Genomic DNA, 23,799 nt, shown 5'->3' with positions numbered 1-23,799 from the left:
CGTTATTACAATCTTATCAAACTTACCAATTAACTTAAGATTAGCGGATTTGTCACTGAGATGCTTGAGTTAATATCAATTAAATGCAAATTATTAATAATAATTATGAGGTTAAGCGGAAAATTAAATGGTTTAAAAAGAGATAATTTCTCTAAACTAAAAGTTTAGTTTTGGCGTTGTTTGTTATTTATACAACCCCACAGCTTTAGCATTAATTATTAGACGTTAACTTCTATCCGCTCGGTAACACTTTTCCCTGATTCTAGCATAGCGGCACCTCGCAACATGGCTTTGATAAGGTCACCTGCATTAAATTTCTCTAACGCTTCATGAGCACCAACTTGCTGAGCGCGGTCAACACAGATTTCACTGGAAAGAGAGGTATGGAGGATAATGTAGGCATTACTCAAACTGCTGTCGCTTTGAGTCTCAAATGCTAATTCATAGCCATCTAGCCCAGGCATTTCGATATCGCTAACCAATAGATCAATTGGATGCTGTCGGTTGGCTTCTTCACGCATGATTTCAAGAGCATCAAGGCCGTTATTACAGATCTGGTAGGGAATATTTATACTATCGAGAGCATCAGAAAGCTGCTTTCTTGCTATCGAGGAGTCATCTACCAGCAAAATATTGAGTGCTTTTAATCGTTCGCGCTCGATGTCGGTCAACATAGGAATATTCGTAGACTCATACTGCGGATAGATTTTAGCGAGCAGTAATTCTACATCAAGCATCTGAACAATTTGATCGTTGTAGCGCGTGATCCCTGTTACAAATACATTGTTGCCTGCTGATGGCGGCGTTGACTCGATATTCTTCCAGTCACACTCAATGATTTTCTCAATCGAACGTACCATAAAGGCAACCACGGTACGCAAACAATCCGTTACGATCAGGTAGCAGGATTTATACTCTTCGGCTTGGATTGGCCTAAAACCAATCGCTGCAGGCATATTAATGACCGGAATGGTCATATCTCTAATGGTGACAGTGCCGACGACATGATGATGCGAATAAGGAATTTGAGTCGTTGGTTGAAATGGTACGATTTCACGTACTTTAAGGGTGCCAATAGCAAACAGTTGTTTGCTGCTAGTTAAGGTAAACATCAGCATACCTTGAGATTGGTTTGCTTTGCTTGCGACTTTTGGCATAAGACTCTCAATGACACAAATTTATAAGGGACATTTAAATAGTAACCAAATTGGCGGGTTGTTCAATTAGGATGTGCAAAATGTGTCGCTGTTAGCTTACATAATCACCACGTCTTACTTATTTGTGTAGAAGTTGAGGTGAAGATCTCACATGAATCCGCTACAATCGCGCCGTTAATATAGGTTTTAGAGGCAATACCATGGCGAACACAGCAGCCGCGTTACACATTTTGGTTAAGCACAAAGAGCAAGCTGAAGACATCATCAAACAGCTTAAAAAAGGTGCAAAGTTTCAAACTTTAGCTAAGAAGTATTCCACATGTCCTTCTGGTAAACGTGGAGGCGATCTTGGTGAGTTTAAGCGTGGTCAGATGGTTCCTCAGTTTGACAAGGTGTGCTTTTCTGGTGAAACCTTAGTACCGCACTTAGTTAAAACCAAGTTCGGTTGGCATGTAGTGAAAGTGCTATACCGAACATAAGCATCAAACTAGTAAGTTTAGAATAGTAAGCCCTCGTATCCTACGGGGGCTTTTTATATTGAGGTTTACGGCTGAGATGCGTAAAAAGCGGCGATATCTCGTAAGTCTTGCTCGTTCAGTCGAGAGAGTTGGGCTTGCATCATTGCGGCCAAGTCTCCTTTGCGTAATCCATTTTGATAACTAAGCATGGATTGGACTAGATATTCTGCATTTTGCCCGTTTAGGTTAGGGTAGGTATCATTAACTGCTTGCCCATTGCTACCGTGACAAAAAACGCAACTCGGTGACTTTATTTTACCGAGCTCTGGGTTTCCATTGGCGTTAGCACTGCTTAGCGGTAGAAAAAGAAATAATGCTAACAGAGATAAACGTTGCTTCATTTAGGCTTCTCAACTTATTCAACTCTAAAAAGCATAAAGCTTCCCCTAAGGGGAAGCTCAATAGATGAATTGATAAATCAAAACTTGCTTACAGGTAAGATTTAATCTTTTCGACAAGCGTCAAAATATCTTGTTCAGAAACATCTTGGTGCGTCACGAAGCGAATAGGGTTTCCTGGCGAGATAATAATGGTCTCTTGCTTAAGTTTCTCTGCGATTGTGTTGATATCGATACTCTCATCCAGCTTAGCGAAAACAATGTTCGTCTGAACAAACTCTGCATTTACTTTAAAGCCAGGAAGAGTATTGAGTAACTCAGCTAATAATTTGGCGTTTGCATGGTCAACTTTGAGTTGTGGCACCGGATCGGTCAGTGCCATTTTACCAGCTACGGCTAAAATACCTGCCTGACGCATACCTCCGCCGACCATCTTTCTTATACGTCGAGCACGGGAGATAAACTCTGCATCGCCAAGTAGCAGTGAACCGATAGGTGCACCTAAACCTTTAGATAAACACACAGTCATCGAATCAAAGTATTGGGCGATCTCTTTTACATCAACATCGAGTGCTGCAACCGCGTTGTAAACTCGTGCTCCATCAAGGTGAAGTTGAAGACCGTGTTCGTTAACAAATTGACGAGCCTGGGCAAGGTATTCCATTGGCAGTACTTTGCCGTTGATGGTGTTTTCTAAACTTAGAAGTTTAGTGCGAGCAAAATGAGAATCGTTGGGTTTGATAGCGGCTTTAAGCTTGGCGAAATCGAGACTACCATCTGGCTCATTTTCAATAGGTTGTGGCTGAATTGAGCCTAACACTGCAGCGCCACCAGCTTCGTATTTATAGTTGTGGGCTTGCTGGCCACATAAATACTCGTCGCCACGCTGACAGTGAGCCATTAGCCCAAGTAAGTTGGCTTGGGTTCCAGATGTTGTAAACAGTGCGGCTTCGAACCCGTGTCGCTCAGCGGCCCATTGTTCAAGATCATTAACGCTTGGGTCATCACCGTATACATCATCACCTACAGGTGCTTTTGCCATTGCTTCACGCATTTGTGGTGTTGGCTGGGTAACGGTATCTGAACGAAAATCCATTCTTATTCTCCTAAATGTATCCACATAGTTTTGCTTTGCTTAAGCACGCGATGGTTTTTGCATCGGTGATTTCGCCGGAAACGATCATTTTTTCGAGTTGTTGTATTGGAAGAGTGATGACTTCAATGACTTCGTCGTCATCACATTCAAAGCGATTGGTCTTATTTAGGCCTTTTGCGACATACAAATACTGGATCTCGTCGCAAAATCCTGCGAGTGGAGTCACCTGTCCTAATGAAATAAGCTCACTTGCACTGTAGCCTGTTTCTTCTTCAAGCTCACGTTTGGCGCACTCTTCAATCTCCTCGTCATTTTCAATTGTTCCTGCTGGAAGTTCCAATAACCATTTCTTGAGTGATGGTCTGAATTGATTGATGAGAATGATATCCCCATTTTCGCTGATCGGGAGAATAACGGTTGCCCCTGGGTGAGCAATGGTTGTGTGTAATATCTCTTTACCATTTGGTAGCGTGATCGGCTCCTCAATGAGTGAGATGCGTTTCCATGTATGGAGGGTATTTCCCTTAGAAGGTGATGTCATACTTATAATTCTTTACAACTAACGCTGCCAATACCTTATCCGCTTCCCTCTTTGAAAGAAAGAATATTCAAGAAAATGGACTAATTAGGCTCGACACATTAAGTGATTTGCGCCCCAAAACTGCAAACATTGATTGCACTGAATTACAACGCGGGTGGTTTTGCTATAAAGATTTGTCCAATCTAGAAAATCTACTTGTAACAAAGTGATAACAAATGTATAAAATTATACATATAATTACCCTGGTAAACCTCAGAGGAACGCCAAATGATTAAACCTACTCAGGTATCCCACTCTCAAAAAGCGTTGCTCTCTGAAAGAATTAAAAAGCTTGCTCATGCTTTATCCGATGGCGTTTATGAACGCGAAGACACGATTAAGTTGTGTTTGCTGGCGGCGCTAGCGGGAGAAAGTGTGTTTTTACTTGGTCCCCCAGGTATTGCAAAAAGTTTGATTGCGAAGCGCTTGATTCAGGCTTTTGATAACTCTTCTTATTTTGAATATTTAATGACGCGTTTTTCTACCCCGGAAGAGGTGTTTGGTCCGTTAAGTATTCAAGAGCTAAAAGATAATGGTCGTTATGTTCGTTTAACTGACGGTTACTTGCCGACAGCTCAAGTCGTTTTCTTAGATGAAATTTGGAAAGCGGGCCCTGCGATCCTTAATACATTGTTGACTGTTGTGAACGAAAAAACGTTCAAGAATGGCAGTGAGATTGAGCGCGTGCCAATGCGACTATTAGTCTCTGCTTCAAATGAATTGCCAGATGAAGACAGCGGACTTGAAGCGCTATATGACCGTATGTTAGTGCGCGTGTTCGTAAATCGAATTCAGAATAAACAGAATTTCAAATCGATGCTGACGGTAGGTACGCCACAAGAAGCGAAAATTCCTCCAGGTCTCGCAATCACTGATGAAGAGTATCATCAATGGCAATCTGAGTTAGAAAGCTTATCTCTCACTGACGATGTGTTTGAAAAGCTGTATGACTTAAAAGATATGTTAGAGAAGGCGGCTAAAAACAGCACAGGCGTCGATATTTCCGATACAGATATGTATGTGTCTGACCGTCGTTGGAAAAAAGCAGTTAAATTACTCAAGGCGAGTGCCTTTTTTAATGGTCGTGATGCGATCAACCCGCTTGATCTTCTCTTGCTACAAGATTGCTTGTGGAACAGCCCGGAATCACGTGATGTGGTTCGAAATGTCATTAAAGAATTTGCACTTAAACACGCTTTTGATCAGCAAGAAGTTGAACAGCAAATTAACTTATGCCGTGAAGAGCTAGCAGAGATTCAAGAAGAACTTGAATCGGAATTCGGCATGATGTTGTCAATGGAATCAACAACAGGTCTGCTTAAAAAGCAAATCCACAGTTACGACATCTCTAACGCTAAAACTTACAAAGTAGGTAGTACACCGGACTTGGTGAAATTGGTGATACTCCACAGCAACATGTCAGTCTCTGAGTCCGAAAAAGGCGACAGTCGTTGGGTTTACGTACAGAAAAATGAACTAGAACGTGCTATCAAAGAGGGGCACGGGGATGTGTATGGTTATGTTAACCAAAACACTAATATGTGCCGCCTACGCTTTGATTTAGACGCGGGCAATAATCTCGTCATCAAAGATATCGCGAATCGTGGCATTCTTGTTTCTATTGTGACTAACGATGGGCTTGATGAAGGTGTTTATCAAGAGTGGCTGACAAAGGCTGAGCAGGCAATGGCGCAATTAAATAACGCAGAACACCATCTTCGTAAGGTTCGCTCAAATTTCCATGGTGCACTTCCTCATGGATTTATTGATCCTGAGCTTCCACGTGCAATGGAAGCGAGCCTACAAAACATTCATCACGTTTTAGAGTCGACAAAGACAGAAAGTGAACGTGCTGTTTTCCGCTTTAAAAACCTTAACCAGTATTTCTCGTAGTAATGGGGGCTGAATGTTAGGAGCTGACGGACTAAACCTCGCGCTAATGATTGCAGATTCAGGCATGATTGATTCTGCAGTCAATGATCTTATGGCGCGCTCTCAAATGATGGTTGTTACAGAAAACCGAGGTGTAAAAACGTCAGTTAAAAATCATCTTCTGAAATGGCGAGGTAGTGTTAAAAAACGCATTACACGAGTCTGCGAAACTGAACGCTTTCAACAAGAGTTAGCGCTATACCAGGAGGTTATTTACTGGGATGAGCAGACTTTTTTCGAGCAAGTTCCGGAAGTGATCAAAAAGCTTGAGTGGCATTCTGCTTTCTATCTGCAGGCTCGCCGTTTAATGGAAAAAAACAAAGGGCTTAACAACCCAATGTTCCCACACTACTTCTGTGATCAGTGGTATCAGAGTTTGTCGGAAGCTATTCGTCAAGCACAGCTGACAGAGCTCGAAGCAAACAAAGAGAAAGTACTGAAAGATCTCTACCAGCGCATGGAAACCATGAAAAGCATGGATAAAGTGACAGAAGAAGGTGACGAAAGCAGTGTGGGTCGTTTATGGGATATGGCTTCAGCGAAATTGAGCCGTACTGATCTCACCGTGATGAAGCGACATGCTGAGTTCTTGAAAAAGAACAAAGGCTTACAAGAAATAGCTGAGAAGCTTGGTCGTATGGCAGGTGAAGTCAATGATCCTGACTTGAATAAAGCGCCAGCTGAAGAGCTTCAGATGGTAGAAGAAAAGTCAGATAAAGCAACAGACGATATTGTTGGAATTCACGAAAGTGATGATCTGAATAAGCTTCTTCCAAATGAAACCATGTTCCTTGCCTATCCAGAGCTTGAAGTGGTGTTCTATAAGCATTTAATTGATAAACGCTTGATGAACTACAAAATGCAGGGCAAATCTCGAACCCTTCGTAAAGTGAAGGCGCATAAACCTGATCATAAACAAATGGATGTTGAAAAAGGTCCTTTTATCGTTTGTGTTGATGCATCCGGTTCAATGAGTGGTTTCCCAGAGCAGTGTGCCAAAGCCATGGCTTATGCTTTGATGCAAATTGCATTAGCAGAAGACCGAGATTGTTACGTCATACTGTTTTCATCTGAACAAATCACCTACGAGCTTACTAAGCAAGATGGTTTGCGTGAGGCAAGTGATTTCCTAACCTATAGCTTCCATGGTGGTACTGATTTAGAACCAGTATTGATGAAGTCGATTGACCTCATGACAGGTGATAAATACAAGAATGCCGATATGGTGGTCATCTCTGACTTTATTGCACCAAAACAGTCGAAAGAGATGCAAGAGAAAGTCAATGAGTTAAAAGCGTGTAAGAACCGTTTTCATGCTATTAGCGTCTCGAAATACGGCAACCCAGAACTGATGTCGATGTTTGATCATTGCTGGGCATACCACCCGAACTTAGTCGGTCGTATGATGAAGAAATGGTGATGGTATCAATCAGGTAAAAAATAAGGCGCTCATTGAGCGCCTTATTTCATTGTGACATGTTAAATAGCAAGTGGCATTTCGTCGTTTGATGGGTCTTGTTTACGGTAAACTCGAATCAATCCGATAAGAGCCAGCAAAGACATTAATAGCATAAGCGCGCCTAATGGCATTTGGTTCGTCGTTGGAATCATAGAAGCGCCAAGCGTTGCTAATCCAGCGCCTAAGTTCTGCATGCCACCTAATACTGCACCACCTGTTCCTGCATGGTAAGGAAGAGGAGAAAGCGCGCCAGTCGTTGCCGCTGGAAATAAGATACCCGCACCTAAGAAATAAACGGTTGCACCACCCACTAAGGTCAACGCTGTTGTTTGTCCCATAAGCCCTGGAACTAAAACAATTAAAGAACCCGCCATGATTGAAAATAGCCCAAACATCAACGCACTTTTTTCATTTTTCTTAGCGGCAATAATACTTGAAAGCGCAGCGCCAACTAAGTAACCCGGAATCGGCAAAACAAATAAAACACTAACAGTCGTTGCCGGAAGTTGTAGTACACCACCAAGCAATACACCTGCTGCCGCTTCAAATATTGCGATGCCTGAAAACGTTGCCATCAAACAAATTAGGTAGCCTTGGAAGCGACGATCAGATAGCACATAACGGTAGCTATCGGTAACTTTTTCATAGCGGCGTTTTTCTTTAGGAAGAGTTTCCATGAAGCTGGTCATCATAGTGATGACAACGGCAATACCGAACAGAGCAAGGAACATGTAGCTTGAACGCCAACCGAACACTTCCGTTAGATAACCACCAAGTACAGGCGCCATTAATGGTGAAAAAATCACGCACATGCTGATAAGGCTGTTAACTTTATGCAGTTCTGCTCCAGAAAAAACGTCACGTGTTAATGTACGGGACATCGCGCCGCCACAGCCGATGCCTAGGCCTTGCACGAAGCTACCTGCTAGGAACCATTCATATTCATGTGCAAACAGAGCCATGATGGTACCAACGATGTAAATCACCAGACCGACAATGATAATAGGCTTGCGTCCTAAACGATCGGAAAGGGGGCCGTAGACAAATTGCGACAATCCATAAGGGATCAGATAGCACGCCATAACAGCTTGCAGTGCAGCGGGCGAAACTAAAAACTCATTTGCCATATGACCAATTGAAGGCACGTACATGGTCTGAGTCATTTGACCAACAGCGGTCAAAATAGCAATCAAGAATGTTAATTTAATGACTTGAGAAGAAGCGGACATTTCCAACTACACCTAAATTCAAAGCGCAAAAAACAAAAGCCTTGCCGTAGCAAAGCTAATAAATTTAATTAGAAAGGGAACTTTCAGGCGCGAGATATTAGTTGGTGTTACCAACTCTGGCAATCAAAAAGTGTGATCTCAAGCAAGATAAAAATCTATAGAGTGGATTAGAAAATCTTATCTGAAATTTAAGCCAATTATCTGAGAATAATTAAGCAATTGGTAATTGAGTTAAGCACTTTCTACACAGGCAAAGATCAGCTTGTTGGACACTACTTGTATCTCTTTGCTCCAAGGAAAAGCACCAACAGGTCTCTTTACCTTGGCTAATATCGCAAACAGCGCTTTCGTTACAGCTAGGACAAAGGTGAGATGAAGGTGAGCCTTGTAATGCTCCCATGATTTCCTCGCGTTCATGTTCGGAGAAATGACGCCACTGGGTAATCTCGTCCACTGTACGATGACAACCATTACAGATACCGCCGTTATTTTTACAGGCTGCAACACAAGGAGTTTTCAAGCCAATACCTTCATTTACTATGAGAGGTGGTGACTATAATATGCTTTGCCACGCTGCTGCAAAGTGTTTATCTAAAGTTAAGAATAGGGTGTCATAAATTGCTTGAATATGATAATGATTATCATTTATATTGCTTTTGTTGTCAGAAAGCGAGATTCCCTCTTATGTTCATACCACTCGTCAGTGTCATTTTTGTCATCGCACTTGGCATGAGAATTCATCTAGAGCGCATGGAAATTGCCCTCTACGTTCTGTTGATTATTTTATTCGCTGTATTTGTTTCGAACAGTGCTTTGAAACTATTATTGCTGATGTTTTTAACTGCGCCAGTGGTTGTACATATTAAACCGGTCAATCGTGCGCATATCTTGTTTCGTTTGACGATGTGCGCTTCATTCGTTGTTTTACTCTATTTGAACTTAGGTGGTTCATAGAGTAGTGAGCTATCTTGCTTCATAAATATATTGCTGGCGATAAGGCTACCAATGCAAACAAGACCTAGTGCTAACCAACCAATCATTGCAGGTTGCTCTCCAAATACTGGGATAGCGAGGATCGTCGCTATGGCAGGTGTCGCTGCTCCAAACGCAGCCGTGCGTTCCGCGCCTAATACCGATATTGCGTGCAAATAGGTAAATGCAGCGATAACCCCAGCTCCAACTCCTTGTAGGGTAATGTGACCTAGCAACTCTTTCCAAGGCCAATCCTTACTTTCTGTCGTAGCCAAGTGGCTTGGCAATACATCAATAGCGATCAATCCGATCAAGATGAAACTTGAGATTAATGAGATGAAGCCTGCAGCGACGAGCGGATTTAAGTTTGATACTCGAGCGCATATCGTGAACGTGGCCCACATTAGGCTGCCAAGAAGGAATAATAGATGTCCTTGCAGAAGCTCGGTGTTTAGATGACCAAGACTTTGCGAAAGGAACGCAAGGATACCGACGACGACCATAGCGAGGCCGATAATCCTATGTTGGCTAAGAGGTTGCTTAAATAGGAACACCGCAATGCCAGAAACAAACAGAGGCAGTGTACCAGGGATAAGGGCGCTACCATCGGAAACCGGCGCCAGTTTCATTCCTGAGCCTGCAATGAACAAATAAGGTAAGCCACAACCAATGAACATACCTAATAAATATCGCTTTGGTACGCTGCGTATACTCGTTGCCTTTTTAATTACGAGCGGCAGCAAAATCAAGCAAGGTATGAGAAAGCGCGTTAAAGCAATATCAGCAGTTGTTAGATCAGAATGCGCGCCACTTCTAAGCGATAGGAAAAAGCCAGACCATAGCAGTAGGGTGGCAATCATTGCCAAATAACCAGAAATCATTACGGTGTTGCCTGAATGTTAATTGTTTGCGTAATTATGAATCGTATCTATAGGTGAAATATGGCAAACTTCATTAATGAAAGCGCTAATTGCGCGAGATATAACTAACAACGAGCGAGTATGCGCTGTTTTTCATCAAAGGTTAGAACATGGACAGAATAGACCGTCATATCCTTTCACTTCTGCAAAAAGACGCGAGGCAATCAACGGCTGATATTGCGGATAAAGTAGGCTTGTCTGCTTCCCCCTGCGCTAGGCGTATTAAAAAGCTTGAAGACGATGGGATTATTTCTGGATACCGAGCAACCTTGAACAAGCAAGAAGTGGGCATTGGGATGACGGTATTTGTCGAAGTGAGTCTAAATAATCACCAAGCCAATTCGATTGAAGCATTTGAGCAAGCCGTACTTGATATGGAAGAAGTCACTAATTGTCATGTCGTATCAGGTGCTTATGATTATTTACTCGAAGTGGTCAGCCATGATTTAAGTGGCTATGAGTCATTCACAAGAAAACTGCAACGTTTAGATAACGTCAAAGATATTCATACCCACTTGGCTATTCGTCAGGTCAAAGAGTCACGGGAAGTTCCAATATTTAGCTGATATTTGAACCGCTAGTTAATTCTCGCTTGATATCTTCTAACTGACTGAACGATGCCTCGGAATAAAGGGACACACGATTTCGCCCTAACATTTTCGATTGATAAAGCGCAAGATCCGCTCGTTTTATCCATTCATGACTCGATTCAAAAGGCTTAGATTCGGCAATTCCACAGCTCAACGTCACTTTGGCGTTGAATGGATACTCTTGCTCTCGAATGTTCTTGTTGATCAGATTCATAATCGATTCGACGGCATACTGATCGAGCCCGTTAAAGAGAATCAAAAACTCATCGCCACCAAGGCGGAACAAAAGGTCGTTTCCGCGAGTGTTATTGTCAATCAGACGGACCGCTTGGTTAATCACAAGATCCCCCACATCATGTCCGTATTGATCGTTGATAGATTTGAAATGGTCAATATCGATCATAACTATGGTTGAATAAGAGTAATGCTTAATAGCGTCTTCCAACGAGGGATGTAGTTGATGACGGTTGAGTGCACCAGTCAATGCATCACGTTCAGATAGGTGTCGAAGTTCAGCTTGGAGCTTCCTGACTTCTCTTACCACAACATGAACAATCACGACAGTAACAATAAGAGAAAAGCTATAACGAGCTATGATTTCAGGCTCTTGGTAGGGATAGAGCGCGATTGAAACGCCAGAGATAATAATAGCGTTGGATATTGTTGCCGCTTGTTGGTTGATGAGAAACACAATGGCGATAACGATTGGGAAAACCCAATAGCTGGCTAAGGTACCAAACACATGGATGGCCAAAATGATGGAAATAATGAGCAAAGAGAGAGGCACCAAATAGCCAAATACTCTTGAGTCATTGTAAATAATAGCAGTGACCTCTAATAGGAGTGAGATCTCAAAGGCGAGCAGCACGGCACCAAGCATAATTTCGCCAATTAGGATGTTTTTAATTCCGAGCGGAACAAAGATGAGAAGCGTGATTGCAGCAATAAACTTTAGCACTTGTTTTTGTTGTGCGCTGTCTAAAATGGCATCATGACTTAGCGTGAGTTTTTTCGCCATTTACTACCCCTGAATTAAAGCGCGCTAGACAGGCGGCCAGAATTCGAAAGAGTGATAGGTATAAAGGGCTGGCCTAATTAGAACTTTAGACCAATCCGTTCATAAATCAAATGAATAAGGGGGGCTTATTCAGGCTTTGTAATACTGCCAAGTTCAAGTACAGGCGCTACTTCAATATCTTCCGCGTTCATCATTGAAGAGATGCGTTGTACAGAAGAAAGTAGAAGAGATTGCTCCCACTCTTCTAGTCGTTGAAATTTATTAATAAAGTTCTGTTGTAGTGGCATCGGAGCCTGGCTAAGTACTTCAAGCCCTTTCTCCGTTAGATGAGCATGAACTTTGCGCTTATCTTGACTACTACGAACCCGCTTAACTAATTCATTACGCTCTAGGCGATCAAGAATAGTTGTTGCTGTTGCCTGACTCATATTGGTGTGATTAGACAATTCACGAATTGTCACTTCACCCAACTCTTTAATAGAACGCATTAGTATTAGCTGAGGGCCAGTTAAGCCAGATTCTTTGCTCAAGCGTTTAGAGTGTAGGTCGATAGCGCGAATGATTTGGCGAATAGAGATGAGGACTTCTTCGTGCTTTTCCAATGTTCTTCCTTAGTCAACAAGCGTTAGGAGGCGAGAAAATACATGAAAAACTTCTGTAATTGAAGAGCAAAAGTTAATCCAAATTCAGTTTAGAGACATGGAGAGTTTTTTCACCCCATGAGAATTAGTCGCTGCCTAGCTATAAAAATGTTTAGTCTTCAAAGTGAAATCTATCATAGTTAACTATAACTGCTGTACGAAAAGTCTGCTATTAAATGATAATAAGCTCATAAAACCGACATTTAGGCCTGTTTTACTGGCATGAAGTGGTGGAAAGCGTACAATAATGCGGATTCGATCACGGCTTTATATAGAGAAAACTATTTTCATCACTAATGATTTTTCTATCTGAAGCCCTGATTAGGGACGATTTTCATCAAGAGAGGAAAGATGACAAAAGGTATTGATAAGTACAGTATCGATAGTACCGATTACACAATTGGACAAGATAATGTACAGAAATGGGGGTTCGATGTTCATAACCCCGTCTTTGGTGTGAGTGCCGGCTTCATCGCGCTATTCTTAGTTGCAGCATTGGTTATGGATGCTGAAACCGCAAAATCGGCACTTGATGGCTTGAAGTGGCAAATCATTGGTAGTTTCGACTGGCTATTTATTTGGTCGGGCAACATCTTCGTGATTTTCTGTTTAGCACTTATTGTGTCACCTATGGGTAAGATCCGTTTAGGCGGCCAAGATGCGACAGCTGACTACTCTTTCATCTCATGGCTTTCAATGTTGTTCGCTGCGGGTATGGGCATCGGTTTGATGTTCTGGAGTGTTGCTGAGCCAGTTGCATACTTCACTGGTTGGTACGAAACGCCACTAGGTGTTGAAGCAAACAGTGCTGAAGCCGCTAAACTCGCGATGGGTGCAACCATGTTCCACTGGGGTTTACACCCTTGGGCTATCTACGGCGTCGTGGCACTTTCACTTGCTTTCTTTGCGTACAACAAAGGATTACCACTTTCTATTCGCTCGATTTTTTACCCATTACTAGGTGATCGCGCTTGGGGCTGGGCTGGTCACGTTGTTGATATTTTAGCAGTATTGGCAACCCTGTTTGGTTTGGCGACCTCACTTGGTTTGGGCGCACAGCAAGCGGCAAGTGGTATTCATCATGTCTTTGGCATTGAAGCTGGTCTTGGGCTGCAAATTATTGTCATCACTGTCGTTACCTTGCTAGCAGTAGTTTCTGTAATACGTGGTATTGATGGCGGCGTTAAAGTTGTCAGTAATATCAACATGATTGTCGCGTTTGTTCTGTTGATTCTTGTTGCATTAATTGGCTATGCCGTTGCTTTTGGAAATATCGGCACGACATTAATGTCATATGTTGAAAACATCATTCCACTTAGTAACCCTCACGGTCGTGAAGACGAAGCTTGGTTCCAAGGTTGGACTGTATTCTATTGGGCTTGGTGGATTTCATGGTCACCATTCGTCGGTATGTTTATCGCTCGTGTTTCACGTGGCCGTACAGTTCGTGAGTTCATCACAGCAGTACTGCTTGTTCCAACTGCAGTTACGCTACTTTGGATGTCTGTATTTGGTGGTATTGCGATTGATCAGGTTGTGAATAATGTTGGTCAGTTAGGTGCCGATGGCCTAACAGATGTGTCACTTGCGATGTTCCAAATGTTTGACGTACTACCAATGGGTACGACGCTGTCAGTGATTGCCGTCGTGTTGGTATTGGTATTCTTTATTACCTCTTCAGATTCAGGCTCACTCGTTATTGATAGCATCACTGCTGGTGGTAAAGTCGATGCACCAGTACTTCAACGTGTATTCTGGGCGTTTATGGAAGGTGCAATTGCGGTTGCTCTTCTTTGGATTGGCGGCACAGAAGCGATTCAAGCGCTTCAAGCGGGCGCTATCTCAACGGCACTACCGTTTACTTTCGTCTTACTATTGATGTGCGTAAGCCTACTAATGGGTATGCGTACAGAGAAGTACCAAGACTAAACATTAACGCGGTATAGATTTTAAGGGAGGACAGTTTGTTCTCCCTTTTTTTTGTCATAAAAAAATAATTTGCCGAATACTGATATTCTAATCAACTCAAAATGGATGTCTGCTCAGTTGGTTAAAATAAGTTAAATATTAATAACATTTTTAATTTCCTAGTCTGGAGTCGTACCTACCTCCTTGGTGGTAAATAGCTGCTACATTGGTATTTATAATGCTTATAAATTTCAGAGTTAAGAGATGAAAAATCTATAGCTCGTAAAGAATGATAATTGGCTAGGAATATGGATATGAATAAATGGATAGCAGAAGTCTCCATCGCCGTTCGTGCGTGGACGATCCTAGGTTTATTTGCGTTAGGTCTCATCGCAAATACCTACCTCAATATTGAACAATCTCGGCAACACATGCGCGAAAATTATGAACGAGGAGTAGTGACTATAGTGGAATCCGCGAAAGGGGTTGTTGCTCACTACTACCAACTTTACGCATCAGGTCAACTGACAGAGAAGGAGGCCCAAACTCAGGCATTACAAGCCGTTTCTGCAATGAGATTTGATGGAGATAACTATATATTTATCGGTGATAAACAAGGTGTTCAATTGGCGACTGGGGTGTCGTCACTATTGGGCAAAAATATCATGAACCTTCAAGATAGTACGGGTTCTTACTTTGTTCAGAAACTCTATCGAGCAGCTTCATCCGGTGGTGCTTTTGTTGATTACAATTGGCGTAACCCAGATAAAGGCATTACCGATCCTAAAACCAGCTATGCAATGCAGTTTCAACCTTGGGAGTGGATGATAGGTTCAGGTATGAACATGGTCGCGTTGCAAGCGGTCACTGAGCGATCTGAAGTGGCTTCAATGGGCTACGCTGCTGGTATTCTCGCATTACTATCTCTCGTTATTGCTTTCTTCATAAAGACGATTACATCACCACTGAAACGTAGCGTTAAAGCGATGGAAAATTTGTCAAAAGGGGAAGGGGACTTAACGCAGCGACTCCCAGAAGAGGGAAGTATTGAGCTGATCTTATTAGCTCGTCACTTCAATCAGTTTGTTGCTTCCGTACAAGGGATTATGCTGAATATTACCGATGCTGGTAGCCAAGTTTCGAGTGCGGCAAGTCAGCTTTCTACTTCTGTTCATCATATTGACGATAGTTTGAACCAGCAGCAAATGGATGTTGATATGCTGGCCACGGCTATGACAGAAATGCTTGCAACGGTTGAGGAGGTCGCTGGGCGAACTGTTGAAGCGAATGATGCAAGTCGCTTAGCCGCAGAAGAGACCAATAAGAGCCATGTGATTATTGGTCAAAACGTAGAAGAGGCGAATCGCTTGGCGGATCAAATACAATCCGCAAGCGATGTTGTTAGCCAATTAGCCGCTGATGCTCGCAACGTAGACACGGTACTTGAAGTGATTCGAGGGGTGGCTGAACAAACGAATTTGCTCGCGCTTAACGCAGCAATCGAGGCCGCAAGGGCTGGTGAACAAGGCCGTGGATTTGCTGTTGTGGCAGATGAAGTAAGAAGCTTATCGCTTAGAACGCATGAATCTACGCTTGAGATACAAAGTATTGTAGAGAAATTACAGGCTGGAGCAGAAAATATAGTTTCAGTGATGGATCAAGGTTCAGAGCAAGCTTCAAATGCGTCAAATTTGTCGACACAGGCTGGTAATGCTCTGAATCGCATTAACCAAGAAGTGCATACCATTGAAGAAATGAACCAACATATTGCGACCGCAGCAGAAGAGCAGACGGTTACCGTTAATGATATTAATCGTAACGTCACGAGTCTAAGTGATATGGCGTCAACGGTGTCGGAAGAATCGGCTCAGATGGCCTGTTCGAGTAAAGAACTAAGGCATGTCTCCGATGACTTAATGAAGATGATCAATCGCTTCAAACTCGCATAGCTTGAGGTGTCAGGGTGATGTGTTAGAATCGCGGCAAATTTTCTGTTCGAGTAGTAAATGAGACACCTGAAGACGACCGTTCACCCTGATATTGAACACCTAGATGATAAGATTATTTTCAAACGTAATGCTGCGCGAGCGATTGTGTTAGATGGTGAAGATATCTTGCTTCTGTACACTGAACGCTACCATGACTATACCATTCCTGGTGGTGGTTTAGATGAAGGTGAAGATGTTATTGCAGGCATGGTGCGCGAGTTGGAAGAAGAAACCGGTGCGCTCAATATTCATAGCATCAAACCTTATGGTATTTATGAAGAGTTTCGTCCTTGGCACAAGGATAATGCTGATGTAGTAAATATGATTTCATATTGCTACACCTGTAAAATTGATCGCGAATTAGGTGAAACCGCCTACGAAGATTACGAGATAAAAAACGGGATGAAAGCTGTGTGGATGAACATTCACGAAGCCATTGCTCATAACGAACAAACTATCGCTGAAAGCCCTAAAAAAGGCATGAGTATAGAACGGGAAACTCTCCTGTTGCATTTAATCGCAAAAGAGATGCTTTAGAATCAATAAAAGCCTGTGAATTTCACAGGCTTTTATTATTTTATTAGTCGAATGACATTGCTTCGGTTGCTGAAATAGATACTTGACTCGTGTTGGTCACTGATTTGGCTTCGTTCACAAGCATATACGAGGTGCTGTTCCGTCAGTGTGAGTAATTGCTCTGTTGATATTGGCTTATCGGGTTCATAGCATGCTCCACCAAATCTTAGCGTAACTGGTATCTCTAATTGCTGCTCGAGCGTTTCACAAATACGCTGACAGATTTGTTTGGCCTCTTCTTTACCTGCATTGGTCATCGCTAAGTAAAAGTTATCAGCTTCGCCTCGGGCAAGTACATCTGATTTGCGAATCAGTTCTTGGGTCAAAAATGCGAACGTTTGAAGCGTTTGGTTTCCTATTTTATAGCCGTAACGTTGGTTAATTGTTGCAAGACTTTTTATGTTCGCTTTAAGCACTAACACTCTAGATTGGGTTCGTTGACAGTGAGCGACAATTCTATCTAGCTCATCAACAAATGTTGAGTAAGTATATAAGTCTGTAAGACTATCTTTAACTTCCATCAATGATGCATAACGTTTGACATCTTCTAGTGCTTTATAGTGAAGGAAATCGGTTAAGAGCATCATATCTAACTGTAAGCGGCGCGATAGGCAGTCATGCACGAAAATATCATTACTAACGCCATCAAAACGTTTTAGAATCAGACGCTTTAGTTCAGCGCTAACAATGTTGTAAATATTTAAAGACCAGCCCAAATTTGAAAGATTTACTGCAAGGTTAGATAGGCCGTCTATATAAAATTGATCGAGCTCCGAATAGAACAATAGATCAAAATAGTCGTTTAGGGCTTGATAACTGGCATAGTGACTTAATACAGAATAAATACTGTCACTGTGTTCGAAGTGGTCAAGAAGTGAAGGGTAGACTGTATCAATAAAGTTATTGCGTACTTCGTCAGTCAGATGAACTTTCCAACTATGGCATGAGTTCAATGAGAGGCATAGCATCGCCAATCGCTCTTCTAATTCGACCTGACCAAACTCGAGTAAACCATGTGATTGGATCATTTAACCACCAAATATCTAACTAATCCCACAAACAGCATAGCAGTCCGTTATGTGATCGTAAATGACATCACCTCTCAATAAGACAATAATTCATTTACATAAAAGTGGGTCGGCTTCTATACTTATCCAAGTGATTGAATTGTTGATAGTAATTATTGCAATGTGGTTGAGACAAGCAATTAAGGGATGAGTCTATGGGGAAGTTACAAAGGATAGTATTAGGGTGTTCGCTCGCTTTCACAACATCGTTGAGTTTTGCCGATGTTATAGAGTCCACAGTGTTGGTCGGCTTTGGTGAAGCAAAGTATCAGGAAGGCTTCACACATTTCGATTATGTAAATCCCAACGCGCCTAAATACGGTTCAGTGACATTTGGTCAGGTGGGTACTTTCGATAGTTTCAACCGTTTTGGGTCTCGCGGCGTTTCCGCGGCGGCTATTGGCGAAATATATGACTCACTGATGTTTTCCCCAAGCGACGAAATTGACGCGTACTATCCTTTGATTGCGGAGCGAGTTCATTATTCGGATGATTATACTTGGCTAGAGCTAGATATTAATCCTAAGGCTCGCTTTCATGATGGCAAACCAATTACAGCCCATGACGTTGCGTTCACTTTTGATAAATTTATGAAAGAGGGCGTTCCGCAATACCGAGTTTACTATCAAGATATAAAATCAGTAGCGGCAAAAGATGACCTGACGGTTAGAATCGAGATGGTAAAACCCAATCGAGAAAAACTCTTCTTGTTTGCACAATCAACGCGAGTTTTACCAAAGCACTTTTGGCAAGATAAAAACTTATCTGAGCCCCTTTCAACACCACCGGTTGGGAGTGCGGCGTACAAAGTCAGTGATTATAAATCAGGTCAAAGTGTCACTTATTCGTTGGTCGAAGATTACTGGGCAAAAGACCTTCCGGTTAACGTTGGGCGTAAGAATTTCAAGAGCGTTACATATGACTATTATCGCGATGACACGGTAATGCTTGAAGCTTTTAAGGCCGGAGAGTTCGATTTTAGATTAGAGAATGTTGCGAAGTTCTGGGCCAACTCGTACACAGGTGTGAACTTCGACAAAGGTTACATTGTGACGGAAGAAATCGAGCATGAGAAACCCGCCACCGCCCAAGCATTTGTATTCAACACTCAGCGAGACATGTTTAAAGATCCAAAAGTTCGCGAAGCGCTGAACTACGCGATGGACTTTGAGTGGATGAATAAGAACATGTTTTACGGTCAATATACGCGTACTCGAAGCTACTTCCAAAATACGGAATATGAGGCGAAAGGTCTGCCAAGTGAAGATGAGATTAAACTACTCACACCTTATAAAGAGCAGTTACCTCCTCGTGTATTTAGCAGTGAATATAAACCTAATGTCACAGATGGCTCTGGTCGCATCAGAAGCCAAATGAGAACGGCGTTTAAGTTATTGAAAGAAGCCGGTTGGGAGCTTAAAGACAAGGTAATGATCAATAAGCAAACTGGTGCGCCAATGGCGTTTGAATTGTTGATTTACAGCCCGACGACAGAGCGGATAGCAATTCCTGTACAAAAAAATCTTAAACGTATGGGTATTGATATGAAAATTCGCACTGTTGATACAACCCAGTACATCAAGCGTTTACGAGATCGTGATTTTGACATGGTCTCTTCGTCATACAGTGCAAACCCATATCCTGGTCCAAATTTGATGATTGTATGGAACTCCAACTATATCGATTCGAGCTATAACACCGCTGGGGTGATGGATCCTGTTGTCGATGAATTAACTCAGAAAATCTCAACAAGCCAGCAAGATCCTGAGGCGCTACTTACTTTAGGTAAAGCGCTTGATCGTGTTCTTCAATGGAACTATTACATTATTCCTCAGTGGCATTTGAGTAAGTATCGTGTCGCGATGTGGGATAAATTTGAGCGTCCATCGATTATGCCAAAGTACGACTTGGGCCAGGATACGTGGTGGATCTCAAAGGAGAAATCAGCCAAGTTACCTGAGAAACGTCAATAACAGCCAATATTGCATAAATCCGTTTATCTCCAGTTGGGGAGGTAAACGGATAGACTAGAGGGACCTATGGCGGCCTATATATTTCGTCGATTACTTTTGGTGATCCCTACGTTGTGGGCGATCATCACAATCAATTTTTTTATCATTCAGATTGCGCCTGGTGGCCCTGTTGAGCAAGCTATTGCGCAGATGGAAGGTCATACGTCAGGGATCATGGAGCGTTTCACTGGTGGAGGCACTGAGGTAGACGTTAGCGCAGAAGCTGAACAATCTGCTTCTGGTTATAAGGGATCTCGAGGGTTAGACACTGAGGTGGTGGAAGCGATCAAACAGCAGTTTGGCTTTGATAAACCTCTCCATGAGCGCTATTTTGAAATGCTAAAAAACTACGCCACCTTCAATTTTGGTGAAAGCCTATTTAAAGGTGGTAATGTCATTGATTTGATTGTTGAAAGGTTGCCCGTCTCAATTTCTCTTGGGTTATGGAGCACGCTCATCATTTATTTGATCTCTATTCCATTGGGTGTGCTAAAAGCGATACATCATGGCTCTCGATTTGATATCTGGTCGAGTGCTGTGGTTATCGTCGGTTATGCTATTCCTGGCTTCTTGTTTGCAATTATCCTCATTATTCTCTTTGCCAGTGGCAACTATTTCAGTTGGTTTCCGCTACGTGGCCTTGTTTCCAGTAACTTCGAACAACTTAATTGGTATCAGCAGGTGATTGACTACTTTTGGCATCTGGCGCTACCTATTTTCGCCATGGTGATTGGTGGTTTCGCTACATTGAGCATGCTTACCAAGAACTCCTTTTTGGATGAAATCAATAAGCAATACGTCGTTACAGCGCGCGCAAAAGGCCTCGATGATCGAAGCATTCTCTATAAGCATGTATTTCGCAATGCCATGCTAATCATTATTGCGGGCTTTCCTGCGGCATTTATTAGTATCTTTTTTACGGGTTCGATGTTAATCGAGGTGATGTTCTCACTCGAAGGCATTGGATTACTAGGGTTTGAATCGACGATACAGAGGGATTATCCGGTTGTGTTTAGTTCGTTGTACATTATGACTTTGCTCGGATTAATACTGAGTATTATTTCAGATCTAACATACACATGGGTTGACCCACGAATAGATTTTGAGGCTCGCTAATGCTAAAGAAAAAGCGAACCAACCCGTTAAATGAAGCTCGATGGTTGCGATTTAAAGCCAACCGACGAGGTTTTTGGTCTCTGTGGATTTTTGCTTGCTTGTTTTTCGTTAGTTTATTCGCTGAGTTAATAGCCAACGACAAACCGTTGCTGATTGAATTCGATAACCAATGGTATTACCCGATTGTCGAGCAGTATGCTGAGACTGAATTTGGCGGAGAGTTTGAAACCGAAGCAGATTACAAAGATCCTTATGTCATTGAACTTATTGAAGAGCAAGGTTACATCATCTGGCCTTTGATTCCGTTTAGCTACGATACCATCAACTTTGATATTCAAGGTTCAGTGCCCTCAGCGCCAGATAGCGTAAATTTACTAGGGACAGACGATAAAGGGCGAGATGTACTTGCGCGCGTTATTTATGGATTTCGCATCTCTGTTTTATTTGGCTTTATCTTAACCATCATATCGAGTGCGATTGGTGTCGCAGTTGGTGCGACTCAAGGTTATTACGGTGGATGGCTAGATCTAATAGGGCAGCGGTTTATTGAAGTGTGGTCAGGCATGCCGACTTTGTTTTTGTTGATTATCCTATCTAGTTTTGTCGAACCGAATTTCTGGTGGTTGCTTGGAATTATGGTGGCATTTAGCTGGATGAGTCTGGTCGGTGTAGTTCGCGCAGAGTTCTTACGTTGCCGTAATTTTGATTACGTTAGAGCTGCGTTAGCTATGGGGGTCAGTGATAATCGTATTATGCTTCGCCACATGTTACCTAATGCTATGGTGGCTTCGCTTACGATGATGCCATTTATTCTTTCTGGCTCCGTGACGACATTAACGTCACTCGATTTCCTAGGTTTTGGATTACCAACAGGTTCACCTTCATTGGGTGAATTATTGGCTCAAGGTAAAGCAAATTTACAAGCACCATGGCTTGGATTTTCGGCATTTATTGTTTTGTCGTTGATGCTGACATTGTTAGTTTTTATAGGTGAGGCCGTACGCGATGCTTTCGACCCACATCATCAAGGGCGTTAAATTATGACAGAGCAAGTATTAAATATTGAAGCGCTCTCTGTTGGATTTGGGCGAAACAATGACATAGAACAAGTGACTCACCAGGTCTCACTTTCCATCAATAAAGGGGAAACCCTTGCATTGGTAGGAGAGAGCGGTTCTGGTAAGTCTGTTACTGCAAATTCTGTGTTGAAGCTGCTTCCTAAAGGCTCTTCACACTATTTAGAAGGGAAAATTACCTTTGACGGAATCGATATCTTGAGCTGCTCTGAACGGCAGTTAAGGGGTATCCGAGGCGGTCGCATTGGGATGATTTTTCAAGAGCCCATGGTCTCTTTGAATCCTTTGCATAAGATAGGAAAGCAGTTGGTTGAAACGCTAGCGATTCATCGCGGGATGAGACAGAAAAAAGCGGAGCAACTTGCTATTAGCTGGCTAGAAAAAGTCGGCATTCGCTACCCAGAAGTCAAAATTAATGCTTATCCTCATGAGTTGTCTGGTGGCGAACGTCAGCGAGTGATGATCGCCATGGCGCTTATCAATGAGCCAGAACTATTGATTGCCGATGAACCGACAACGGCATTAGACGTATCAGTACAAGCTCAGATATTGGACTTACTTAAAGATCTACAGCGAGAGTTTGGTATGGCCATGCTCTTTATCACACATGACTTAAGTATTGTTCGCCGAATAGCCGATCGAGTTGCCGTTATGCAGGATGGTCGTTTGGTTGAGGTTGGAGAGTGTCATTCTTTGTTTGCTAATCCAACGCACCCTTATACTCAATTGCTTATCAACTCGGATCCACGGGGTGAACCTGTTGCTTGTGAAGCGAATCCCCACCCGATATTAAGTGCCGAGCAATTGCGAGTTTGGTTCCCTATTACAGGGGGGATTTTCAAACGAGTGGTCTCACATATTAAAGCCGTTACGGATATGGGATTTACATTGAATCGTGGTGAATCCATTGGCCTAGTGGGCGAGAGTGGCTCAGGTAAGTCAACAACGGGTATGGCTATATTAAAACTTGTTCACTCTGAAGGATCAATTCGGTATGAAGAACAAGAACTCCAAGGGCTAGACAGGCAGGCCATGTTGCCTTTTCGCAGTAAAATGCAAGTCGTCTTTCAAGATCCTTTCTCTGCGTTGAACCCTCGAATGTCAGTCGCTCAAGTCATTGGTGAGGGCTTAAGAGTACATCAAGAGTTATCTGAACAAGAGATGGAATCGATGATCGTTGAAGTGATGAAAGAGGTCGATCTCGACCCTGAATCTCGCCATCGTTATCCCAATGAGTTCTCCGGAGGACAAAGACAACGTATCGCAATCGCTAGGGCACTCATTTTAAAGCCAGAGTTTATTCTTTTAGATGAGCCTACCTCTTCATTAGATCGAACTGTTCAGGCTCAAGTTTTGGATTTGCTGAAATCGTTGCAACGTAAATATGGGTTAAGCTATTTGTTTATCAGCCACGATTTGAATGTTGTCAAATCTCTCTGCCATTATACGATTGTAATGAAGCAAGGGGAGATTGTTGAACAAGGAAGAACTGTGCGCCTGTTTAGTCAACCCACCCATCCTTATACGCAAGAATTGGTTTCGTTATCCAGTTTCTAATAAAAATAAAGCCGCTTTTAGAAGCGGCTTTATGTTGTTTTGTAAGTCA

Annotated in this window: 22 protein-coding genes; 12 read left to right on the top strand and 10 right to left on the bottom strand. The window is 42.5% G+C overall.

What is annotated here, in order from left to right:
* Positions 1–218: 218 nt before the first annotated feature.
* Positions 219–1,157, bottom strand: a complete 939-nt coding sequence (locus GVO60_RS09235) for a chemotaxis protein (protein ID WP_159653163.1) — start codon at positions 1,155–1,157, stop codon at positions 219–221.
* A 200-nt stretch (positions 1,158–1,357) separates the two neighbouring features.
* Between GVO60_RS09235 and ppiC the strand changes: the two genes are divergently transcribed.
* A complete protein-coding gene (gene ppiC, locus GVO60_RS09230) occupies positions 1,358–1,636 on the top strand; it encodes a peptidylprolyl isomerase PpiC (protein ID WP_008074841.1) in 279 nt (92 codons plus the stop codon).
* Between the two features lie 65 nt (positions 1,637–1,701).
* Here ppiC and GVO60_RS09225 read toward each other — a convergent pair whose 3' ends face one another.
* The 3 genes from GVO60_RS09225 to GVO60_RS09215 form a co-directional block, all read right to left on the bottom strand.
* Positions 1,702–2,016 carry a c-type cytochrome gene (locus GVO60_RS09225; protein ID WP_159653161.1) on the bottom strand — a complete coding sequence of 105 codons (315 nt, stop codon included), beginning with the start codon at positions 2,014–2,016 and terminating at the stop codon, positions 1,702–1,704.
* Between the two features lie 88 nt (positions 2,017–2,104).
* Entirely contained in the window at positions 2,105–3,109 is a 1,005-nt protein-coding gene (ltaE, locus tag GVO60_RS09220; RefSeq protein WP_159653159.1) for a low-specificity L-threonine aldolase, read from the bottom strand.
* A 10-nt stretch (positions 3,110–3,119) separates the two neighbouring features.
* Positions 3,120–3,650, bottom strand: coding sequence for an NUDIX hydrolase (locus tag GVO60_RS09215; protein ID WP_159653157.1), 531 nt, complete (start codon positions 3,648–3,650; stop codon positions 3,120–3,122).
* 267 nt (positions 3,651–3,917) lie between these two features.
* On the opposite strand from GVO60_RS09215, the gene GVO60_RS09210 reads away from it, so the two are divergent.
* Positions 3,918–5,582 carry an ATPase RavA domain-containing protein gene (locus GVO60_RS09210; protein WP_159653155.1) on the top strand — a complete coding sequence of 555 codons (1,665 nt, stop codon included), beginning with the start codon at positions 3,918–3,920 and terminating at the stop codon, positions 5,580–5,582.
* 13 nt (positions 5,583–5,595) lie between these two features.
* A complete protein-coding gene (viaA, locus tag GVO60_RS09205) occupies positions 5,596–7,041 on the top strand; it encodes an ATPase RavA stimulator ViaA (protein ID WP_159653153.1) in 1,446 nt (481 codons plus the stop codon).
* A gap of 59 nt (positions 7,042–7,100) precedes the next feature.
* Here the strand turns inward: viaA and emrD are convergent, their stop codons facing one another.
* Both emrD and GVO60_RS09195 read right to left on the bottom strand, forming a co-directional pair.
* Positions 7,101–8,309, bottom strand: coding sequence for a multidrug efflux MFS transporter EmrD (gene emrD / locus GVO60_RS09200; protein WP_159653151.1), 1,209 nt, complete (start codon positions 8,307–8,309; stop codon positions 7,101–7,103).
* A 211-nt stretch (positions 8,310–8,520) separates the two neighbouring features.
* Positions 8,521–8,829, bottom strand: a complete 309-nt coding sequence (locus GVO60_RS09195) for a DUF1289 domain-containing protein (protein WP_159653149.1) — start codon at positions 8,827–8,829, stop codon at positions 8,521–8,523.
* A 164-nt stretch (positions 8,830–8,993) separates the two neighbouring features.
* Here GVO60_RS09195 and GVO60_RS09190 point away from each other — a divergent pair, with 164 nt between their 5' ends.
* Positions 8,994–9,263, top strand: a complete 270-nt coding sequence (locus GVO60_RS09190) for a hypothetical protein (RefSeq protein WP_159653147.1) — start codon at positions 8,994–8,996, stop codon at positions 9,261–9,263.
* Here the strand turns inward: GVO60_RS09190 and GVO60_RS09185 are convergent.
* Complete coding sequence (locus GVO60_RS09185; RefSeq protein WP_174855882.1) at positions 9,239–10,162, bottom strand: DMT family transporter; 924 nt, start codon at positions 10,160–10,162, stop codon at positions 9,239–9,241. The two genes, GVO60_RS09190 and GVO60_RS09185, sit on opposite strands and share 25 nt — an antisense overlap.
* A 149-nt stretch (positions 10,163–10,311) precedes the next feature.
* Here GVO60_RS09185 and GVO60_RS09180 point away from each other — a divergent pair, with 149 nt between their 5' ends.
* Entirely contained in the window at positions 10,312–10,767 is a 456-nt protein-coding gene (locus GVO60_RS09180; protein WP_159653145.1) for an Lrp/AsnC family transcriptional regulator, read from the top strand.
* Here the strand turns inward: GVO60_RS09180 and GVO60_RS09175 are convergent.
* Complete coding sequence (locus GVO60_RS09175) at positions 10,760–11,809, bottom strand: GGDEF domain-containing protein (protein WP_159653143.1); 1,050 nt, start codon at positions 11,807–11,809, stop codon at positions 10,760–10,762. The two genes, GVO60_RS09180 and GVO60_RS09175, sit on opposite strands and share 8 nt — an antisense overlap.
* A 125-nt stretch (positions 11,810–11,934) precedes the next feature.
* Entirely contained in the window at positions 11,935–12,411 is a 477-nt protein-coding gene (locus GVO60_RS09170; protein ID WP_159653141.1) for a MarR family winged helix-turn-helix transcriptional regulator, read from the bottom strand.
* A 390-nt stretch (positions 12,412–12,801) separates the two neighbouring features.
* Between GVO60_RS09170 and GVO60_RS09165 the strand changes: the two genes are divergently transcribed.
* The 3 genes from GVO60_RS09165 to GVO60_RS09155 all read left to right on the top strand — a co-directional run bounded on the left by GVO60_RS09165 (position 12,802) and on the right by GVO60_RS09155 (position 16,883).
* Positions 12,802–14,379 carry a BCCT family transporter gene (locus GVO60_RS09165; protein ID WP_159653139.1) on the top strand — a complete coding sequence of 526 codons (1,578 nt, stop codon included), beginning with the start codon at positions 12,802–12,804 and terminating at the stop codon, positions 14,377–14,379.
* Between the two features lie 293 nt (positions 14,380–14,672).
* A complete protein-coding gene (locus tag GVO60_RS09160; protein ID WP_174855881.1) occupies positions 14,673–16,307 on the top strand; it encodes a methyl-accepting chemotaxis protein in 1,635 nt (544 codons plus the stop codon).
* A gap of 57 nt (positions 16,308–16,364) precedes the next feature.
* Positions 16,365–16,883 (top strand): NUDIX hydrolase, encoded by a 519-nt coding sequence (locus tag GVO60_RS09155; protein WP_159653135.1) that lies wholly within the window; start codon positions 16,365–16,367, stop codon positions 16,881–16,883.
* A gap of 35 nt (positions 16,884–16,918) precedes the next feature.
* Here the strand turns inward: GVO60_RS09155 and GVO60_RS09150 are convergent, their stop codons facing one another.
* Positions 16,919–17,950, bottom strand: a complete 1,032-nt coding sequence (locus GVO60_RS09150) for a GGDEF domain-containing protein (protein ID WP_159653133.1) — start codon at positions 17,948–17,950, stop codon at positions 16,919–16,921.
* Between the two features lie 194 nt (positions 17,951–18,144).
* On the opposite strand from GVO60_RS09150, the gene GVO60_RS09145 reads away from it, so the two are divergent.
* From GVO60_RS09145 to GVO60_RS09130, 4 genes are all read left to right on the top strand, one after another.
* Positions 18,145–19,962, top strand: coding sequence for an extracellular solute-binding protein (locus GVO60_RS09145; protein ID WP_159653131.1), 1,818 nt, complete (start codon positions 18,145–18,147; stop codon positions 19,960–19,962).
* A gap of 66 nt (positions 19,963–20,028) precedes the next feature.
* Complete coding sequence (locus GVO60_RS09140; RefSeq protein WP_159653129.1) at positions 20,029–21,117, top strand: microcin C ABC transporter permease YejB; 1,089 nt, start codon at positions 20,029–20,031, stop codon at positions 21,115–21,117.
* Positions 21,117–22,154, top strand: coding sequence for an ABC transporter permease (locus tag GVO60_RS09135; protein ID WP_159653127.1), 1,038 nt, complete (start codon positions 21,117–21,119; stop codon positions 22,152–22,154). The genes GVO60_RS09140 and GVO60_RS09135 overlap by 1 nt, the downstream gene beginning before the upstream one ends.
* Positions 22,155–22,157: 3 nt before the next feature.
* Positions 22,158–23,750 carry an ABC transporter ATP-binding protein gene (locus tag GVO60_RS09130; protein ID WP_159653125.1) on the top strand — a complete coding sequence of 531 codons (1,593 nt, stop codon included), beginning with the start codon at positions 22,158–22,160 and terminating at the stop codon, positions 23,748–23,750.
* Positions 23,751–23,799 lie beyond the last annotated feature (49 nt).

This window comes from Vibrio atypicus (assembly GCF_009811315.1).
Taxonomy (GTDB): Bacteria; Pseudomonadota; Gammaproteobacteria; order Enterobacterales; family Vibrionaceae; genus Vibrio; species Vibrio atypicus.
This window is presented reverse-complemented; position numbering and strand designations above follow the sequence as displayed.

What these genes read in the sequence shown, in the direction of transcription:
- GVO60_RS09235 (WP_159653163.1), bottom strand. Translation starts at nt 1,157, where the DNA reads ATGCCAAAAGTCGCAAGCAAAGCAAACCAATCTCAAGGTATGCTGATG.
- ppiC (WP_008074841.1), top strand. Translation starts at nt 1,358, where the DNA reads ATGGCGAACACAGCAGCCGCGTTACACATTTTGGTTAAGCACAAAGAG.
- GVO60_RS09225 (WP_159653161.1), bottom strand. Translation starts at nt 2,016, where the DNA reads ATGAAGCAACGTTTATCTCTGTTAGCATTATTTCTTTTTCTACCGCTA.
- ltaE (WP_159653159.1), bottom strand. Translation starts at nt 3,109, where the DNA reads ATGGATTTTCGTTCAGATACCGTTACCCAGCCAACACCACAAATGCGT.
- GVO60_RS09215 (WP_159653157.1), bottom strand. Translation starts at nt 3,650, where the DNA reads ATGACATCACCTTCTAAGGGAAATACCCTCCATACATGGAAACGCATC.
- GVO60_RS09210 (WP_159653155.1), top strand. Translation starts at nt 3,918, where the DNA reads ATGATTAAACCTACTCAGGTATCCCACTCTCAAAAAGCGTTGCTCTCT.
- viaA (WP_159653153.1), top strand. Translation starts at nt 5,596, where the DNA reads ATGTTAGGAGCTGACGGACTAAACCTCGCGCTAATGATTGCAGATTCA.
- emrD (WP_159653151.1), bottom strand. Translation starts at nt 8,309, where the DNA reads ATGTCCGCTTCTTCTCAAGTCATTAAATTAACATTCTTGATTGCTATT.
- GVO60_RS09190 (WP_159653147.1), top strand. Translation starts at nt 8,994, where the DNA reads ATGTTCATACCACTCGTCAGTGTCATTTTTGTCATCGCACTTGGCATG.
- GVO60_RS09185 (WP_174855882.1), bottom strand. Translation starts at nt 10,162, where the DNA reads ATGATTTCTGGTTATTTGGCAATGATTGCCACCCTACTGCTATGGTCT.
- GVO60_RS09180 (WP_159653145.1), top strand. Translation starts at nt 10,312, where the DNA reads ATGGACAGAATAGACCGTCATATCCTTTCACTTCTGCAAAAAGACGCG.
- GVO60_RS09175 (WP_159653143.1), bottom strand. Translation starts at nt 11,809, where the DNA reads ATGGCGAAAAAACTCACGCTAAGTCATGATGCCATTTTAGACAGCGCA.
- GVO60_RS09165 (WP_159653139.1), top strand. Translation starts at nt 12,802, where the DNA reads ATGACAAAAGGTATTGATAAGTACAGTATCGATAGTACCGATTACACA.
- GVO60_RS09160 (WP_174855881.1), top strand. Translation starts at nt 14,673, where the DNA reads ATGAATAAATGGATAGCAGAAGTCTCCATCGCCGTTCGTGCGTGGACG.
- GVO60_RS09155 (WP_159653135.1), top strand. Translation starts at nt 16,365, where the DNA reads ATGAGACACCTGAAGACGACCGTTCACCCTGATATTGAACACCTAGAT.
- GVO60_RS09150 (WP_159653133.1), bottom strand. Translation starts at nt 17,950, where the DNA reads ATGATCCAATCACATGGTTTACTCGAGTTTGGTCAGGTCGAATTAGAA.
- GVO60_RS09145 (WP_159653131.1), top strand. Translation starts at nt 18,145, where the DNA reads ATGGGGAAGTTACAAAGGATAGTATTAGGGTGTTCGCTCGCTTTCACA.
- GVO60_RS09140 (WP_159653129.1), top strand. Translation starts at nt 20,029, where the DNA reads ATGGCGGCCTATATATTTCGTCGATTACTTTTGGTGATCCCTACGTTG.
- GVO60_RS09135 (WP_159653127.1), top strand. Translation starts at nt 21,117, where the DNA reads ATGCTAAAGAAAAAGCGAACCAACCCGTTAAATGAAGCTCGATGGTTG.
- GVO60_RS09130 (WP_159653125.1), top strand. Translation starts at nt 22,158, where the DNA reads ATGACAGAGCAAGTATTAAATATTGAAGCGCTCTCTGTTGGATTTGGG.